Raw genomic sequence first — 16,460 nt, forward strand, 5'->3', positions numbered from 1 at the left:
TCTATGGGGTTCACGATCGGCGGTTCGGTGGGGGGCGGTACGAGGCCGCCCCCCACCGTCGAGTCCCTGGGGACTCAGGAGATGCCGAGCTCCTTGGCCTTCGCCTTCAGGTCGTCGATACCACCGCACATGAAGAACGCCTGCTCGGGGAAGTGGTCGTAGTCCCCGTCGCAGATCGCGTTGAACGCGGAGATCGACTCGTCGAGCGGTACGTCGGAGCCGTCCAGGCCGGTGAACTGCTTGGCGGCGTGGGTGTTCTGCGACAGGAAGCGCTCGACACGACGGGCGCGGTGGACGACGAGCTTGTCCTCCTCGCCCAGCTCGTCGATACCGAGGATCGCGATGATGTCCTGGAGGTCCTTGTTCTTCTGCAGGATTCCCTTGACGCGGCTGGCCGCGTCGTAGTGCGCCTGCGAGATGTAACGCGGGTCCAGGATGCGGGACGTCGAGTCCAGCGGGTCGACCGCCGGGTAGATGCCCTTCTCCGAGATCGGACGCGACAGCACGGTCGTCGCGTCGAGGTGCGCGAAGGTCGTGGCCGGGGCCGGGTCGGTCAGGTCGTCCGCCGGCACGTAGATCGCCTGCATCGAGGTGATCGAGTGACCGCGGGTCGAGGTGATGCGCTCCTGGAGCACACCCATCTCGTCCGCCAGGGTCGGCTGGTAACCCACCGCGGACGGCATACGGCCGAGCAGCGTGGAGACCTCGGAACCGGCCTGGGTGAAGCGGAAGATGTTGTCGATGAAGAGCAGCACGTCCTGCTTCTGCACATCGCGGAAGTACTCCGCCATGGTCAGGGCGGACAGGGCGACCCGCAGACGGGTGCCCGGCGGCTCGTCCATCTGGCCGAAGACCAGCGCGGTCTTGTCCAGGACGCCCGACTCGGTCATCTCGTCGATGAGGTCGTTGCCCTCACGGGTGCGCTCACCGACACCGGCGAACACGGAAACACCTTCGTGCAGCTTCGCCACACGCATGATCATTTCCTGGATGAGGACCGTCTTGCCGACGCCCGCTCCACCGAAGAGACCGATCTTGCCGCCCTTGACGTACGGGGTCAGCAGGTCGACGACCTTCAGGCCGGTCTCGAACATCTCGGTCTTCGACTCAAGCTGGTCGAAGGCCGGGGCCTTGCGGTGGATCGGCCAGCGCTCGGTGATCTGAGCCTCGCCGTCCGGGTCGTTCAGGATCTGGCCGAGGGTGTTGAACACCTTGCCCTTGGTCACGTCACCGACGGGCACCGTGATGCCGGAGCCGGTGTCCGTCACCACGGCCTGGCGGATCAGACCGTCGGTCGGCTGCATCGAGATGGCGCGTACGACTCCGTCACCCAGGTGCTGGGCGACTTCGAGCGTCAGCGTCTTCTGCTTGCCGTCCTCGGCCGGGTCGGCCACCTCGACGTGCAGTGCGTTGTAGATCTCCGGCATCGCGTCGACGGGGAACTCCACGTCGACGACCGGGCCGATGACCCGGGCGACGCGGCCCGTGGCCGTGCTTCCCGGGGTGGCCGCCTCAACTGTGGTCGTCATTACTTTTCACTCCCCGCGGTCGCGTCGGCCAGGGCGCTGGAGCCACCGACGATCTCGCTGATTTCCTGGGTGATTTCGGCCTGGCGGGCCGCGTTGGCAAGCCGGGAGAGGCTCTTGATGAGATCCCCGGCGTTGTCGGTCGCCGACTTCATCGCGCGGCGGGTGGCCGCGTGCTTGGAGGCGGCGGCCTGGAGCAGCGCGTTGTAGATACGGCTCTCGACGTAGCGCGGCAGCAGGGCGTCGAGGACGTCCTCCGCCGACGGCTCGAAGTCGAACAGCGGAAGGATCTCGTCCTTCTTCTCCGCCCCCGCCTCACCGTCCACGTCTTCCGCCGTGTCGTCGAGGGAGAGGGGCAGCAGCCGGCTCTCCACCGGCGTCTGCGTCAGCATCGAGATGAACTCGGTGAAGACGATGTGGAGTTCGTCCACGCCGCCGTCCGCCGTGTCCCGCTGGACCGCCTCGATCAGCGGTCCGGCGACGTCCTTCGCGTCCGCGTAGGTCGGACTGTCGGTGAAGCCGGTCCACGAGTCCGTGATCGTGCGCTCACGGAAGCCGTAGTAGGCGACACCCTTGCGGCCGACGATGTACGTGTCGACCTCCTTGCCCTCGCTCCTGAGCCGCTCGGTGAGCCGCTCCGCCGCCTTGATGGCGTTGGAGGAGTAGCCGCCCGCCAGTCCGCGGTCGCTTGTGATGAGCAGGACCGCGGCCCGTACCGGCGCCTCGACCTCCGTGGTCAGAGGGTGGTTGGTGTTGGATCCGGTCGCCACCGCCGTGACCGCGCGGGTGAGCTCGGTCGCGTACGGTGTCGAGGCCGTCACCCGGCGCTGCGCCTTGACGATCCGCGAGGCGGCGATCATCTCCATCGCCTTGGTGATCTTCTTGGTCGCGGTGACGGATTTGATGCGACGCTTGTAGACCCGGAGCTGGGCTCCCATGAGTCAGGTCCCTTCCGTCGTCACTTGGAGACGCTGACGCCGGCCGGGGCGTCGTCGCCCAGAAGCTTGCCGTCCGAGGTCTCGAACTGCTTCTTGAAGGCGGCGATGGCGTCACCGATGGACTCGACCGTGTCGTCCGACATCTTGCCGCCCTCGGCGATGCTGGTCAGCAGCTCCTTGCGCTCGCGGCGCAGGTGCTCCAGCAGCTCGCTCTCGAAGCGGCTGATGTCCTCGACCGGGACGTCGTCCATCCTTCCGGTGGTGCCGGCGAAGATGGAGACGACCTGCTCCTCGACGGGGTACGGCGCGTACTGAGGCTGCTTCAGCAGCTCGACCATGCGCTGACCACGCTGGAGCGACGCCTTCGACGCGGCGTCCAGGTCGGAACCGAAGGCGGCGAACGCCTCCAGCTCGCGGTACTGGGCGAGGTCCACGCGCAGTCGTCCCGACACCTGGCGCATGGCCCGGTGCTGGGCGGAACCGCCGACTCGGGAGACCGAGATACCGACGTTCAGCGCGGGCCGCTGGCCGGCGTTGAACAGGTCGGACTCCAGGAAGCACTGGCCGTCGGTGATGGAGATGACGTTGGTCGGGATGAACGCCGACACGTCGTTCGCCTTGGTCTCGACGATGGGCAGACCCGTCATCGAACCGGCGCCCATGTCGTCGGAGAGCTTGGCGCAGCGCTCCAGCAGACGCGAGTGCAGGTAGAAGACGTCGCCCGGGTAGGCCTCGCGGCCCGGCGGACGGCGCAGCAGCAGCGAGACGGCGCGGTAGGCGTCGGCCTGCTTCGACAGGTCGTCGAAGATGATCAGGACGTGCTTGCCCTGGTACATCCAGTGCTGGCCGATGGCCGAACCGGTGTACGGGGCCAGGTACTTGAAGCCCGCCGGGTCGGACGCCGGGGCGGCGACGATCGTCGTGTACTCCAGGGCGCCGGCCTCCTCCAGGGCACCGCGTACGGACGCGATGGTGGAGCCCTTCTGGCCGATGGCGACGTAGATGCAGCGGACCTGCTTGTTCACGTCGCCCGAGCGCCAGTTGTCGCGCTGGTTGATGATGGTGTCGACGGCCAGGGCGGTCTTGCCGGTCTGGCGGTCGCCGATGATCAGCTGACGCTGGCCACGGCCGATCGGCACCATCGAGTCGACGGCCTTGTAGCCGGTCTGCATCGGCTCGTGCACCGACTTACGGACCATGACGCCCGGAGCCTGGAGCTCCAGGGCGCGGCGGCCGTCGGTCGCGATCTCGCCGAGGCCGTCGATCGGGGCACCGAGCGGGTCGACGACACGGCCGAGGTAGCCCTCGCCGACGCCGACGGAGAGCACCTCGCCGGTACGGGTGACCGGCTGCCCCTCCTCGATACCGCTGAACTCACCGAGGATGACCGCGCCGATCTCGCGCTCCTCCAGGTTCAGGGCGAGACCGAGGGTCCCGTCCTCGAACTTCAGCAGTTCGTTCGCCATGGCCGAGGGCAGACCCTCGACCTTCGCGATGCCGTCACCGGCAACGCTGACCGTCCCGACCTCCTCGCGCGAGGCCGCGTCCGGCTTGTACGACTGGACAAAGTTCTCCAGCGCATCCCGGATCTCCTCCGGCCGGATCGTGAGCTCCGCCATCTGGATTCCCTGCTCTCCTTGTTGGGCCCGAAGTTCTATGGGGGTCTGGGGGCTACCCCCAGAAATCTTCTGCAATTTCTGCACGGCCCAACCGGGCCGCAGTTCTTGGTCTCGGTATGTATCTGTAATCGGGTATCGAGTACCGGCCGTCGGCCCTCAGCCGGCGAGCCGCCGTTCCGCCTCTTCGAGACGCTCGGCGACCGTGCCGTTGACGACCTCTTCACCGACGCGGACCGAGACTCCGCCGAGGACCTCGGGGTCCACGTCGAGGTTCAGATGCATCGGGTGACCGTACAGCCTGGCCAGGGCCGCGCCGAGGCGCTGCTTCTGGCCGTCGGTGAGGGGCACCGCCGTCGTGACGACCGCCACCATCCGGTCCCGGCGCGCCGCGGCGAGCCGGGACAGTGTCTGAAGACCCGCTTCCAGGCTACGTCCACGGGGCTGGGTGACGAGGCGCGCGACCAGACGCTCGGTGCTCGGGTTGGCCCGGCCGCCGAGCAGCGTGGTCAGCAGCCCCGTCTTCGCCGGTACCGTCGCCGCCTGGTCGGTCAGCGCGGCCCGCAGCGCGGTGCTGGACTCGATGATCCGGCCGAACCGGAACAGCTCGTCCTCCACCTCGTCGAGCCCGCCGGCCCGCTGCGCGGCGGTGAGCTCGGCGACGGCCGCCAGCTCCTCCAGCGAGTCGACCAGGTCACGGGGCTGCGACCAGCGGGCCCGCACCATGCCGGTGACCAGGTCGGTGCTCTCGCCGCCGACCTGTCCGCGGAGGAGTCCGCCGACCAGTTCCGCCTTGGACTCACCGGACCGCGCGGGGTCGGTCAGGACCCGGCGCAGCGACACCTCGCGGTGGAGCAGCGCGGTGACGGCGGTGAGCTCTTCGGCGAGCTTCGACGCGTCGACCGACGTGCTGTCGGTCAGCGCGTCGAGACGCTCGCGTGCGGCGGCCAGCGCCGCGCGGCTCGCCCCGTGCGCAGTCATCGGGCCGCCTCCGCCGCCGACGCGCCGTCCTCAAGTTCGTCGAGGAAGCGGTCGATGGTGCGGCTCTGCCGGGCGCTGTCCTCAAGGGACTCACCGACGAGCTTGCCGGCGAGGTCCGTGGCGAGCTTGCCGACGTCACGGCGCAGCGCCGAGGCGGCGGCCTTGCGGTCGGCCTCGATCTGGGTGTGGCCCGCGGCGACGATCTCCTCGCGCTGCCGCTGCCCCTCCGCCTTCATCTCCTGGATGATGGCGGCACCCTGCTCGGTGGCCTCCTGACGGAGCCGGGCCGCCTCGTGACGCGCCTCGGCGAGCTGGGCCTTGTACTGCTCCAGGACGCTCTGCGCCTCGGTCTTGGCGGCTTCCGCCTTCTCCATGCCGCCTTCGATGGCCTCACGGCGCTCGTCCAGAACCTTGTTGATGCTCGGGAGGAGCTTCTTGGCAAGGAAGCCGAAGACGATGACAAAGGCGAGCAGGCCGATGACGAGCTCGGGAATCGGCGGAATGAGAGGATTCTGCTCCTCCTCGGCCGCGAGCTGAACCAACAGAGGGTTCACATCAGTGCCTTTCGTCTAGTGGTGCTGATCGGATCGAGAAGATCACACGCCATAGACGAACGGCATGACCAGACCGATAAGGGCGAGCGCCTCACAGAAGGCGAAACCGAGGATCTGGTTGGCGCGGATCAGACCGGCGGCCTCGGGCTGACGGGCGAGGGCCTGGGTGCCGTTACCGAAGATGATGCCGACGCCGACGCCGGGACCGATGGCCGCAAGACCGTAGCCGATGGAGCCGAGCGAACCGGAGACGGCGGCAAGGTTCTGGGACATGCCAGTTCTTCCTTCTCTTTCACGGACCGATGGGGGTTGGCCACCGGACGACTGAGGGCTGGGGGCGGGGACTCAGTGGTGCTCGGCGAGCGCGCCCTGGATGTAGGTGCAGGTGAGCAGCACGAAGACGTACGCCTGAAGGGCCTGGATGAACAGCTCGAAGGCCGTCATCACGAGCACCATCACGAACGAGACACCGGCGTAGGCGATCCCGATCCCGTTGAGCAGATACCAGCTCGCGATGGTGAAGAGCAGCAGCAGGGTGTGGCCCGCGAACATGTTCGCGAAGAGTCGCACCGCGTGCGTGAACGGGCGGACCAGCAGGTTCGAGAAGAACTCGATCACCATGGCCAGCGGAAGCACCGGGCCGAGCGACTTGTCGTAGCCGGTGAAGTTCTTGAACGCACCCACGAAGCCGTGCCGCTTGAAGGTCAGCGAGACCCAGAGCACATAGACGATGAGTGCGAGGACGATCGGGTAGGCGATGATCGACGTGACGGGGAACTGGGCGACCGGAATGATCGACCAGAGGTTCATCATCCAGACGAAGAAGAAGATCGAGACGACGAGGGGGACGTACTTCTCGCCCTCCCGCTTGCCCATCGTCTCGTAGACGATTCCGCGCCGGATGAAGTCGTAGCCCGCCTCGGCGACCAGCTGGAGCTTGCCCGGGACAACCTTCGGGTTACGGAAAGCCGCCCAGAAGAAGGCGACGATGATGATCGAGCCGAGCAGCGCCAGCAGCATCGTCTTGTTGAAGTACAAGTTGCTGTCCCCGTCGCCGAACAGCGGCTTGAACAGGAACGAATGCAGGCCGGGGGCCGGGAAGCCACAGCCGTCGAAGATGTGGCAGTCGGTCTCGAAGGCGAGCACCTGCGTCGGGTCAGCACTCACCGCGGGCTCCTTCAACATGGCGCATAGGTACGGCAACCTCGTTGTGTCGGCGCGGCGGGAAGCCGCGGTTCGGCACTGGACTGGTGTTTCGGATGTGGGAACCGCGACCGGGCTGCTCCGAGCCTCGCGTCGTAAGAGCAGGCGTCAGCTGGGGAGCCCGCGCCCTCGATGCCGCAGTTGGAACCGGACGATAGCAGGATCTCGAACTCGCGCTTATCCCGCCCCTACCTCTCACGCCGACGTACCCGTCTTCTCCGGCTCGATGTAAAGGATCTTCGCCTTCATATGGGCACGGGCCTGGGCCGCGATCCAGGCGAGCGTCGCGATCACCAGCGTCAGCGCGAACGCCCTGGGGTTGAACAGGGTGGTGTCCTTGAAGGCGGCCATGAAGACGAAGAGCGCCAGCACTTGGGTCGTATAGAGCAGCAGGCCCATCCCCTGGAAGAGATGAGGCAGCGTCCTGGCCGTGCGCTGGAGCACGATGAGACCGATACCCATGAAGACGGTCACCACCACCGTGGCCACGCCGGCGCCCAGCGCCCCCTTCCCGCCCGCGACCACACCGCTGACCACCGTGGCGACAACGCCGACGGCGGCGGTGGGTACGGCGGCCTGGAGGAGGGTCCGGACGTCGTTCGATGGCATGGCGGCAGCTCCGCTTGCTGGGTGGGGCAGATGGTGTCGTCATGGACGAGCGTAGGCCCGGTCCGAGAGTTGGATTCTCGGGCCAACGGACCGTCGCACTACGGTCCTTCGGCTCTGGCGCCGGGTCTCGTGAACGGTATCACAAACTATTTGATGAGGTCTTTACCATGAAGGTGTGCTCACCGTCACACATGAGGGCGAATCTGCCCGTGTGAGTCGGGCAACACGCCGTCTTGTCTGGTAATGAGGCCCGTTGACGTAATTCTCAGTACGCCGAATCCGCCCTGCGCCGGTCGGAGAACCGAGATCGCGGCCCGATCGCTGTCGCCCCGTTGACGCCCGCCGGGACCGGAGCGGGCTCGCCCGCAGGGACCCCGTCGGCCGGCGGTACGTCGCCCGTGGGCCGGGAATCGTGAGGCACCTGTGATCCGGCGGCTGGCCGGCCCTCCCGTGGCCCGGACTCCTCGGCGGCGTCCTCCGCGGCTTCCCCGGCCTCCGCCAACTCCCCCTGGGCGATCGGCTTACGGCGCCGATAGCGGGGCGGCACGACGGCCTCCGCCCAGCGCGGTGCGCGCGGGGTGAAGCGGGGCAGCAGCAGGAGCAGCAGCCCCAGGGCGCTCAGCGCGACGACCGCCAGCACGATCCACATCGTCGACATGGTGGACGAGGAGTGGACCGAGTACAGGACCACGCCGAAGGCGATCAGCGCCGACCAGAAGTACATGATCAGTACGGCCCTGCTGTGCGAGTGCCCGATCTCCAGCAGCCGGTGGTGGAGATGACCGCGGTCGGCGGCGAACGGCGACTGGCCGTTCCAGGTGCGGCGCACGATCGCGAGGACGAGGTCGGCGACCGGGATCGCGATGATCGTCAGCGGCAGCAGCAGCGGGATGAAGACCGGCAGCGCGGCGTGGGTCGCCTCGCGGGTCGAGCCGTCCGCGTAGATCTTCAGGGCGTCCGGATCGACCTGGCCCGTCACGGAGATGGCGCCCGTCGCGAGCACCAGACCGATCAGCATCGAACCCGAGTCACCCATGAAGATCCGGGCCGGATGCATGTTGTGCGGCAGGAAGCCGATGCCCATGCCCATCAGGATCGCGGCGAAGAGAGTGGCGGGGGCCGCGGCCTCGATGCCGTACCCGTACCAGATCCGGTACGCGTACAGGAAGAACGCCGCCGCCGCGATGCAGACCATGCCGGAGGCCAGACCGTCGAGTCCGTCGACGAAGTTGACCGCGTTGATCGTGATCACGACGAGGGCGACGGTGAGGAGCGTGCCCTGCCAGGACGTCAGCGCGACGGTCCCGACACCCGGCACCGGGATCCACAGGATCGTCAGACCCTGCATCACCATCACGCCGGCGGCGATCATCTGGCCGCCGAGCTTGATGAGGGCGTCGATCTCGAACTTGTCGTCCAGGACGCCGATCAGCCAGATCAGCGCGGCTCCGGAGAGCAGCGCGCGCGGCTCGTTCGACCGCTCGAAGACCCCGCTGAGATTCTCCAGGTTGCTGGCGACCAGCAGTCCGGCGCACAGGCCGAAGAACATGGCGATTCCGCCGAGACGCGGTGTCGGTTCGCGGTGCACGTCGCGCGCGCGGATCGCGGGCATCGCGCCGATCGCGATGGCGAACTTCCGCACCGGACCGGTCAGCAGATAAGTCACCGCGGCCGTCACGCAGAGCGTCAGCAGATAATCACGCACAGGCTGCCCCACAGGAATCGCCGGCCATCCGAGGCACACACACTAACCCGCGACAGAAGGACCGTTGGAATGCGTGTAGCCACATGAGGAAGGACATACACGGCGGCTCGTCGGTTGCACAAATTCGTCTCACCATATCGCCCGCCGAATTTCTCACGGTACGTCGCCCCTGTTCAACGGTGCGCGAGCGGCACGGGATCAGTGCGGAATCAGTGCGGGGTCGGCACGCCCGTGAGTGCCGTCACCACCGGATCGAGAGCCTGGTGGATCTCGTCGCCGATGGAGCGGAAGAAGGTGATGGGGGCCCCGTACGGGTCGTAGACCTCGTCCGCCTCCGCGTTCGGGGCCAGGAGCCACCCGCGCAGAGCCGCGGCGGCACGCACCAGCGCACGGGCCCGCTCGACCACGCCCTCGTCGAGGGGGTCGGGCAGCGTCGCCGGGTCTATCGCCCGTACGAGACGCGTGAACTCCTTCAGCGTGAAGGTCCGCAGCCCCGCCGAGTGCCCCATCGAGATGACCTGCGCCCGGTGGTCACGTGTCGCCGTGAGCACCAGGTCCGCGCGGATCACGTGCTCGTCCAGCAGCTCACGCCCGACGAAGCCGGACGGGTCCGCGCCGAAGTCCGCGAGGACGGCCTCCGCGTTGGCCTCCATCGAGGCCCCCTCGTGTCCCCAGGTGCCCGCGCTCTCCACGATGAGCCCGCCCGTGAGGCGCTCGCCGAGGCGGTCGCTCAGGGCATGCCGATTCAGCCGCTCGGTGATGGGCGAGCGGCACACGTTGCCGGTGCTGACGTGGAGGATGCGGAAGGTGTCGGGGAGTCCCGCTATGCCACGCCCCTCAGGGGCGGTCAATTGGCCACCTCAAGGTCGGGTACGACCTTGCGGAGGTCCTCGGCGTCGACGGCGCCCGCGCGCAGCAGCAGCGGGACCTTGCCGGTCACGTCGACGATCGACGACGGCACGATGCCGGGGGTCCTCCCGCCGTCCAGATAGACCGACACGGCGTCCGCGAGCATCTCCTGCGCCGCGTCACAGTCCTCCGGCGCGGGGTGTCCGGTCAGGTTCGCGCTGGAGACCGCCATCGGGCCGACCTCGGTCAGCAGCTCGATCGCGACGGGGTGCAGCGGCATCCGGATCGCGACGGTGCCACGGGTGTCGCCGAGGTCCCACTGGAGCGAGGGCTGGTGCTTGGCGACGAGCGTGAGGGCGCCGGGCCAGAACGCGTCGACGAGCTCCCACGCCTGCTCGGAGAAGTCCGTGACCAGGCCGTGCAGGGTGTTCGGGGAGCCGATGAGCACGGGCGTGGGCATGTTGCGGCCGCGGCCCTTGGCGTCGAGGAGGTCGGCGACGGCCTCGCCGCTGAAGGCGTCGGCGCCGAGCCCGTAGACGGTGTCGGTGGGCAGGACGACGAGCTCGCCGCGACGGACGGCGGACGCGGCTTCACGCAGACCGGTCGTACGGTCGGTCGCGTCGTTGCAGTCGTATCGCCGTGCCATCTAACAGCCCTCTTTCTGTGTCTTTTGAGTGCTCGGTTCACTTCCGGGGCGCTCTGTGCACCTGTCGACAGTCGACCGTGCTCGCCCCCTCGTACCTCGGGGCCTCTGCGCGCTCTCCCTTTCGACAGGCGCGCGCCCCTTCAGCTCACTCGCATGCGTTCCGGTGGTCACGGCAGGGCCTTGCGGGCCGTCGCGAAGCGGGGGCGGTTGTTCAGGTCCGGGTGGTCGGCCGCGTCCGCCCAGCCGGCCTCCTCGTTGAAGATCCACGGGACCTGCCCGCCCTGGGTGTCCGCGTGCTCCACGACCACGAGGCCGCCGGGCCGCAGCAGCCGGTGGGCGGTGCGTTCGATCCCCCGGATCGTGTCGAGGCCGTCCTCGCCGGAGAAGAGCGCCATCTCCGGGTCGTGGTCGCGTGCCTCGGGCGCGACGTACTCCCACTCGGTGAGCGGGATGTACGGCGGGTTGGAGATGACCAGATCGACCTGGCCGTCGAAGTCCGGGAGGGCCGTCAGAGCGTCTCCGCGGTGCACGGTGACCCTGGACCCCTCGGCGTTCTTCCGCGTCCAGGTGAGGGCGTCATCGGACAGCTCCACGGCGTGCACACGCGAGCGCGGCACCTCCTGCGCCATGGCGAGCGCGATCGCGCCGGATCCCGAGCAGAGATCGACGATCAGCGGCTCGACGACGTCCATCGCGCGGACCGCGTCTATGGCCCAGCCGACGACGGACTCGGTCTCCGGCCGGGGCACGAACACCCCTGGCCCGACCTGGAGTTCCAGATACCGGAAGAAGACCCGCCCGGTGATGTGCTGGAGCGGCTCACGGGCCTCGCGGCGCGCGACGGTCTCCCAGTAGCGGGCGTCGAACTCCTCGTCCACGACGCTGTGCAGCTCTCCGCGCTTGACGCCGTGCACGAACGCGGCGAGTTCCTCGGCGTCGAACCGCGGGGACGGCACGCCCGCGTCCGCCAGCCGCTGGGTGGCCTGGGCCACCTCGGCAAGCAGCAGACTGCGGGGGGCGGTTCCGCGGCGGAGCCGCTGAGGGTCGCTGGGTCCCCCAGAAGGTGGCTGCACGCTGGTTCCTCCTGAGACGTAGACGGGGAGGGGACGTGATCGGTACGGACGTGATCGGTGTGACGTGATCGGCGGTGACGTGGCGTGAGGGACGGCTCAGGCGGCCGCGAGCTTCGCCGCCGAGTCGGCGTCGACGCAGGCCTGGATCACTGCCGCCAGCTCACCGTCGAGCACTTGGTCCAAGTTGTACGCCTTGAAGCCGACCCGGTGGTCCGAGATCCGGTTTTCCGGGAAGTTGTACGTACGGATCTTCTCGGACCGGTCGACGGTACGCACCTGGCTGCGCCGGACGTCCGCCGCGTTCTTCTCCGCCTCCTCCTGTGCCGCGGCGAGCAGCCGCGAGCGCAGGATACGCATGGCCTGCTCCTTGTTCTGGAGCTGGCTCTTCTCGTTCTGGCAGGAAGCGACGACTCCGGTGGGCAGATGCGTGATCCGGACGGCGGAGTCCGTCGTGTTGACGGACTGACCGCCGGGGCCCGACGAGCGGTAGACGTCGATACGCAGGTCGTTGGCGTGGATCTCCACGTCGACCTCCTCCGCCTCCGGCGTCACGAGGACACCCGCCGCCGAGGTGTGGATCCGGCCCTGCGACTCCGTGGACGGCACCCGCTGCACACGGTGCACCCCGCCCTCGTACTTCAGCCGCGCCCAGACGCCCTGTCCCGGCTCGGTGGCCCCGTTGCCGCCCTTGGTCTTCACCGCGACCTGGACGTCCTTGTAGCCGCCCAGCTCGGACTCGGTGGCGTCGATGATCTCGGTCTTCCAGCCCACGCGCTCGGCGTACCGCAGATACATCCGCAGGAGGTCCCCGGCGAACAGCGCCGACTCGTCGCCGCCCGCGCCCGCCTTGATCTCCAGGATGACGTCCTTGTCGTCGCTGGGGTCGCGCGGGACGAGCAGGAGGCGGAGTTTCTCGGTCAGTTCGTCGCGCTGCTTCTCCAGCACCTTGACCTCGGCGGCGAATTCGCCGGCCGACGCGTCCGTGGGGTCCGCCGCGAACTCACGGGCCGTCTCGATGTCGTCGCCGGTCCGCTTCCAGGCGCCGTACGTCCCGATGATCGGGGTCAGTTCGGCGTACCGCTTGTTGAGCTTGCGGGCGTGCGCCTGGTCCGTGTGGACCGACGGGTCGGCGAGCTTCTTCTCCAGGTCGGCGTGCTCGCCGACCAGTTCCTCGACCGCCTCGAACATTCGGGGGCTCCTGGGGTGCGTACGTGAGTGCTGCGCGAAGGTGCTGCGGGACGGCAAAGCGCCGGTCCCGACGCCCCAGGGCAGGGGCGCCGAGAACCGGCGCAGTTGGCTCGCTACTTGTTGGCGGAGCCGGCGGCAGCCTTGCCGAAGCGGGCCTCGAAGCGGGCCACACGGCCACCGGTGTCGAGGATCTTCTGCTTGCCCGTGTAGAACGGGTGGCACTCGGAGCAGATCTCGGCACGGACGGTGCCCGATTCGATCGTGCTGCGAGTGGTGAACGACGCACCGCAGGTACAGCTGACCTGGGTCTCGACGTACGTGGGGTGGATGTCGCGCTTCAAGGTGTCTCCTAGGGAACGTCCCTCGCGGGGCGAGGAGGCTCCGGGTCGCACGCGCGGATGCTCGTACGTGAACCGGGGCCGACGGACCAGTCTGCCAGGACCGGCCGTATCTCCAAAACCGGGGTGGTCCCGGATCTATTCCGCCGGGGCGGCGCCCGCCGGCGGGCCGGTACGGTCGTCCGCCGGCGGGCCCGTACGCACCGTCATCCGCCCGTGACCACGTCGGACGCGTCGCCCTTGTCGCCCGCGGATTCCCTCGTCGCCGATGCGGGTATCGGCCGGTCCGCCCGCAGCGCGGTCCATACCTGCTCGGACGCCTTCTCCAGCGGTACGACGCGGTTCGGGTCCGCCGGGTCGTACCGGACGGGGAGCGTGATCATGTTGACGTCCTCGGATCCGAGGCTCTTGAGGCCGCCGGCGAACGACGCGAGCTCCTTGACCGAGTCCAGCTCGGAGTCGGGGGTGATCGCGCGGGTCGCGGTGTCGCCGATGTCGTACAGCTTCTTCGGACTGCTGAGCAGACCGATCTCCTTGACCTGGGTGATCAGCGCCTTGATGAAGGCCTGCTGGAGCTGGATGCGGCCCAGGTCGCTGCCGTCGCCGACGCTCTTGCGGGTCCTGACGAGGCCGAGGGACTGTTCGCCGTCGAGGGTGTGGGTGCCGGGTCCGAGCTTCAGCCCGCTCTTGGAGTCGTCGATGGCCTCGGTGGTGGTGATCCGCACCCCGCCGAGCTCGTCGATGAGCCGCTTGAAGCCGGTGAAGTCGACCTCGATGTAGTGGTCCATGCGGATGCCGGACATCTTCTCGACGGTCTTCACCGCGCAGGCGGGGCCGCCGACCTCGTACGCCGTGTTGAACATGGCGCGCCGCTCCCCGGCCGCTGTGCCGCCCCGGCCGTTCTCGCAGTCGGGGCGTTCGACGATCGTGTCGCGCGGTACGGAGACCACGCTCGCCGTCCGGTGGCCCTCGTCGACGTGCACGATCATCGCGGTGTCCGAGCGGGCTCCGCCCTGGTCCTGGCCGTACGAGGAGTTGGCGCCGGAGCGCGAGTCGGAGCCGAGCACGAGGATGTCCATCGAGCCGTTGTCGGTGTCCACGGGGCGGTCGGTGCCGAGGCTGGCGTTGATGTCGACGCCCTGGATGTTGCCGTTGAGCTTGACGTACACGTATCCGAGAGCGGATCCGCCGACGAGGACCAGGGCGGCGGCGGCCCAGGCGGCCAGCGTCAGGGCGCGGCGGCCCGCGCCGGGCTTCTTGCGGCGCGATCCGGTCGCCCGTATTCGTCCGCCTCTGCTCTGGTCACTCATCCGGTCCTCAGCTCTCGTCGGGCAGCTGGCAGCGTCGCACAACAAGCTGTGGCCCCCGCCGGAGCGGGGGCCACAGGGTCGAGCGGCTGCGGTGAGTGACCGGTCAGGTCCTCACCTGGGGTTTCAGGCGATGGAGTAGTAGCTGTTCCAGCCAGTGCCGAGGCTCACCGGTGTGGCGAAGATCTCGGACGTGGTCTTGCCCGTGCCCTTGAGCAGCGACAGGGTGCCGCCGGTCGTACGGACGAGGACGTCGGCCTTGCCGTCACCGTTCACATCACCCGGGGTGACGATGAGGTTGTAGAGGGACCAGTCGGCGCGGACCTGGACCGGAGCCTCGAACGGGGCGGTGGACTTGCCGGTGCCCTTGACCAGGAAGAGCGCGTTGGTGCCGCCGCGGCGGACCAGCAGGTCGGGCTTGCCGTCGTTGGTCAGGTCGCCGTGGCCGCGTACCTGGTTGTAGGCCTGGTAGCCGGTGCCGACCGCGGTGGAGGCACTGAACTTGCCGTTGCCCTGGCCCGGGTAGAGCCGGAGCTGCCCGGTGGAGGCGACCGCGACCAGATCGGGCTTGCCGTCACCGTTGACATCGCCGGGGGTGACGATCGCCCGGAACGTCTTCCAGCCGGAGAAGATCTTCGTCTTGACGTAGGTGGCGCTGCTCGCCGAGCGGTGCAGCCAGTACACGTCGCCGGAGTTGCCCCGGGCGACGAGGTCCTCGTAACCGTCCCTGTTCAGGTCGGTCTGGACGACCAGGTTGTACGCGCTGAACGTGCCGGTGAACGCCTTGCGGGCGGCCAGCTTCTCCCCGGTGGAGCTGAACGTGTACGCCTTGCCGTCCGAGGTCGTGCGGGCCCACGGGTCCGCCCGGTGGTCACGGCTGAAGTTGGTGTCGTCGACCCGCGGCTGGATGGCCGGCATATACGTCGAGACCTTGGTGTACACGTCGTACAGGCCGCCCAGGTTGCACAGCTCGGACTGGGTGGCGACGCCCCACGAGGTGATGCCGATGATCCGGCCGTTCACCATCATCGGACTGCCCGAGTCACCGGGGCAGGTCGCCTTGCCCGTGCTGTTGTCGCCCGTGCCGCCGGCGCCCGCGCAGATCATGTGGCCGGGCTTGAAGGCGCCCGGCGTACCGAGCGCGGTGTCGAGGTTCTCGGTGCACTCCGCGTCCGAGCGCAGCGGCTGCGTCACCCGCTGGAGGGTGTCGGCCAGACTGTCGAAGTCCGGGTCCGAGCCGGTCATGCCCCAGCCGTAGGTGGTGGCGGTGGTGCCCGGCGCGTACCGGGCGGTGTCACCGTACGACGCGGGCTGCGCCGGGGTGCCCGTCAGCGGCTTGGAGAGCGTGAGCAGCGCGAAGTCGTTGTCGATCTCGGCCGCGTTGTACGAGCCCGCGAAGTAGGACTTCTTGATGGTGACCCCGGTGCCTTCGTCATTGGGGCCGCCGGCGAGCTTGGCGGTGTTGGCCAGAATGATGCCGTGGCCGACCATGTCGAGCGCTTTGCCGTTCTCGTCGGTGACGCAGTGCGCCGCCGTGAGAACCTTGTTGGGCGCGACGAGCGTGCCACCGCAGGTGAAGTAGAAGAGTCCGTCGTTGTCGTACTCGAAAAGCACCTGCACCATCCAGGGGGCGCTGCTGATCGAGGTGTTCGTGCCGCCGATGATGCGGGGTGAGGCTTCGTTGGAACTGACGACCTCGGCGCCCTTGGGCGGCAGGAACTTCTCACCGCTGCCGTCCGCGGCCTGGGCGGTGGCCACCAGTCCGCCGGCGAGCATGGTAAGGGTCGCCGCACCGGCGGCAATCAGTCTTCGCATTTTCCGGGCCGGTCGGCCCTGACGCGACACACGCACGCAAATCTCCCGCTAATCAAGGGAATTGGTTTGGCGCCGTGTGGGGGGATGGAACGGCTCGTCGGATATTACAGGC

The 16,460-nt window shown here is 68.4% G+C and carries 16 protein-coding genes; all 16 read right to left on the reverse strand.

Annotation, left to right across the window (positions count from 1 at the left end; translation table 11 throughout):
- Positions 1-74: 74 nt before the first annotated feature.
- The 16 genes from atpD to ACFWV8_RS04505 all read right to left on the reverse strand — a co-directional run bounded on the left by atpD (position 75) and on the right by ACFWV8_RS04505 (position 16,348).
- A complete protein-coding gene (gene atpD, locus ACFWV8_RS04430; RefSeq protein ID WP_329381519.1) occupies positions 75-1,529 on the reverse strand; it encodes a F0F1 ATP synthase subunit beta in 1,455 nt (484 codons plus the stop codon).
- Positions 1,529-2,464, reverse strand: a complete 936-nt coding sequence (locus tag ACFWV8_RS04435; RefSeq protein ID WP_384197891.1) for a F0F1 ATP synthase subunit gamma — start codon at positions 2,462-2,464, stop codon at positions 1,529-1,531. The genes atpD and ACFWV8_RS04435 overlap by 1 nt, the downstream gene beginning before the upstream one ends.
- A 20-nt stretch (positions 2,465-2,484) precedes the next feature.
- A complete protein-coding gene (gene atpA / locus ACFWV8_RS04440; protein ID WP_329381523.1) occupies positions 2,485-4,083 on the reverse strand; it encodes a F0F1 ATP synthase subunit alpha in 1,599 nt (532 codons plus the stop codon).
- Positions 4,084-4,239: 156 nt separating this feature from the next.
- Positions 4,240-5,061 (reverse strand): F0F1 ATP synthase subunit delta, encoded by an 822-nt coding sequence (locus tag ACFWV8_RS04445; protein ID WP_384197893.1) that lies wholly within the window; start codon positions 5,059-5,061, stop codon positions 4,240-4,242.
- Entirely contained in the window at positions 5,058-5,615 is a 558-nt protein-coding gene (locus tag ACFWV8_RS04450) for a F0F1 ATP synthase subunit B (RefSeq protein WP_384197895.1), read from the reverse strand. Before ACFWV8_RS04450 ends, ACFWV8_RS04445 begins: the two co-directional genes overlap by 4 nt.
- Before the next feature lie 42 nt (positions 5,616-5,657).
- On the reverse strand, positions 5,658-5,888 hold the full coding sequence (gene atpE / locus ACFWV8_RS04455; protein ID WP_242571200.1) for an ATP synthase F0 subunit C: 231 nt from the start codon (positions 5,886-5,888) through the stop codon (positions 5,658-5,660).
- 72 nt (positions 5,889-5,960) lie between these two features.
- Positions 5,961-6,797: a F0F1 ATP synthase subunit A gene (gene atpB, locus ACFWV8_RS04460; RefSeq protein ID WP_384198068.1), complete on the reverse strand. Its 837-nt coding sequence runs from the start codon at positions 6,795-6,797 to the stop codon at positions 5,961-5,963.
- 216 nt (positions 6,798-7,013) lie between these two features.
- The gene (locus ACFWV8_RS04465; protein ID WP_384197897.1) at positions 7,014-7,427 is read right to left on the reverse strand and encodes a hypothetical protein; all 414 of its coding nucleotides are present in this window, start codon (positions 7,425-7,427) and stop codon (positions 7,014-7,016) included.
- 265 nt (positions 7,428-7,692) lie between these two features.
- Positions 7,693-9,132: an MraY family glycosyltransferase gene (locus tag ACFWV8_RS04470; RefSeq protein WP_384197899.1), complete on the reverse strand. Its 1,440-nt coding sequence runs from the start codon at positions 9,130-9,132 to the stop codon at positions 7,693-7,695.
- A 209-nt stretch (positions 9,133-9,341) separates the two neighbouring features.
- Positions 9,342-9,983: a protein-tyrosine-phosphatase gene (locus ACFWV8_RS04475; protein ID WP_329381540.1), complete on the reverse strand. Its 642-nt coding sequence runs from the start codon at positions 9,981-9,983 to the stop codon at positions 9,342-9,344.
- A complete protein-coding gene (locus ACFWV8_RS04480; RefSeq protein WP_384197901.1) occupies positions 9,980-10,627 on the reverse strand; it encodes an L-threonylcarbamoyladenylate synthase in 648 nt (215 codons plus the stop codon). The genes ACFWV8_RS04475 and ACFWV8_RS04480 overlap by 4 nt, the downstream gene beginning before the upstream one ends.
- Positions 10,628-10,794: 167 nt before the next feature.
- The gene (gene prmC, locus ACFWV8_RS04485) at positions 10,795-11,634 is read right to left on the reverse strand and encodes a peptide chain release factor N(5)-glutamine methyltransferase (protein WP_384198070.1); all 840 of its coding nucleotides are present in this window, start codon (positions 11,632-11,634) and stop codon (positions 10,795-10,797) included.
- A 162-nt stretch (positions 11,635-11,796) separates the two neighbouring features.
- Positions 11,797-12,888, reverse strand: a complete 1,092-nt coding sequence (gene prfA / locus ACFWV8_RS04490; protein ID WP_329381544.1) for a peptide chain release factor 1 — start codon at positions 12,886-12,888, stop codon at positions 11,797-11,799.
- A gap of 113 nt (positions 12,889-13,001) precedes the next feature.
- The gene (gene rpmE, locus ACFWV8_RS04495) at positions 13,002-13,229 is read right to left on the reverse strand and encodes a 50S ribosomal protein L31 (protein WP_189105450.1); all 228 of its coding nucleotides are present in this window, start codon (positions 13,227-13,229) and stop codon (positions 13,002-13,004) included.
- 203 nt (positions 13,230-13,432) lie between these two features.
- Complete coding sequence (locus ACFWV8_RS04500) at positions 13,433-14,536, reverse strand: LCP family protein (protein ID WP_384197904.1); 1,104 nt, start codon at positions 14,534-14,536, stop codon at positions 13,433-13,435.
- Positions 14,537-14,659: 123 nt separating this feature from the next.
- Positions 14,660-16,348: a trypsin-like serine protease gene (locus ACFWV8_RS04505; RefSeq protein ID WP_384197905.1), complete on the reverse strand. Its 1,689-nt coding sequence runs from the start codon at positions 16,346-16,348 to the stop codon at positions 14,660-14,662.
- Between the last annotated feature and the right edge of the window lie 112 nt (positions 16,349-16,460).

Source organism: Streptomyces sp. NPDC058665, from assembly GCF_042714995.1.
Classification (GTDB): Bacteria; Actinomycetota; Actinomycetes; order Streptomycetales; family Streptomycetaceae; genus Streptomyces.

Excerpts from the sequence above, each read along its gene's own strand:
- atpD (WP_329381519.1), bottom strand. The coding sequence starts at position 1,529 with ATGACGACCACAGTTGAGGCGGCCACCCCGGGAAGCACGGCCACGGGC.
- ACFWV8_RS04435 (WP_384197891.1), bottom strand. The coding sequence starts at position 2,464 with ATGGGAGCCCAGCTCCGGGTCTACAAGCGTCGCATCAAATCCGTCACC.
- atpA (WP_329381523.1), bottom strand. The coding sequence starts at position 4,083 with ATGGCGGAGCTCACGATCCGGCCGGAGGAGATCCGGGATGCGCTGGAG.
- ACFWV8_RS04445 (WP_384197893.1), bottom strand. The coding sequence starts at position 5,061 with ATGACTGCGCACGGGGCGAGCCGCGCGGCGCTGGCCGCCGCACGCGAG.
- atpE (WP_242571200.1), bottom strand. The coding sequence starts at position 5,888 with ATGTCCCAGAACCTTGCCGCCGTCTCCGGTTCGCTCGGCTCCATCGGC.
- ACFWV8_RS04465 (WP_384197897.1), bottom strand. The coding sequence starts at position 7,427 with ATGCCATCGAACGACGTCCGGACCCTCCTCCAGGCCGCCGTACCCACC.
- ACFWV8_RS04480 (WP_384197901.1), bottom strand. The coding sequence starts at position 10,627 with ATGGCACGGCGATACGACTGCAACGACGCGACCGACCGTACGACCGGT.
- prfA (WP_329381544.1), bottom strand. The coding sequence starts at position 12,888 with ATGTTCGAGGCGGTCGAGGAACTGGTCGGCGAGCACGCCGACCTGGAG.
- ACFWV8_RS04500 (WP_384197904.1), bottom strand. The coding sequence starts at position 14,536 with ATGAGTGACCAGAGCAGAGGCGGACGAATACGGGCGACCGGATCGCGC.
- ACFWV8_RS04505 (WP_384197905.1), bottom strand. The coding sequence starts at position 16,348 with ATGCGAAGACTGATTGCCGCCGGTGCGGCGACCCTTACCATGCTCGCC.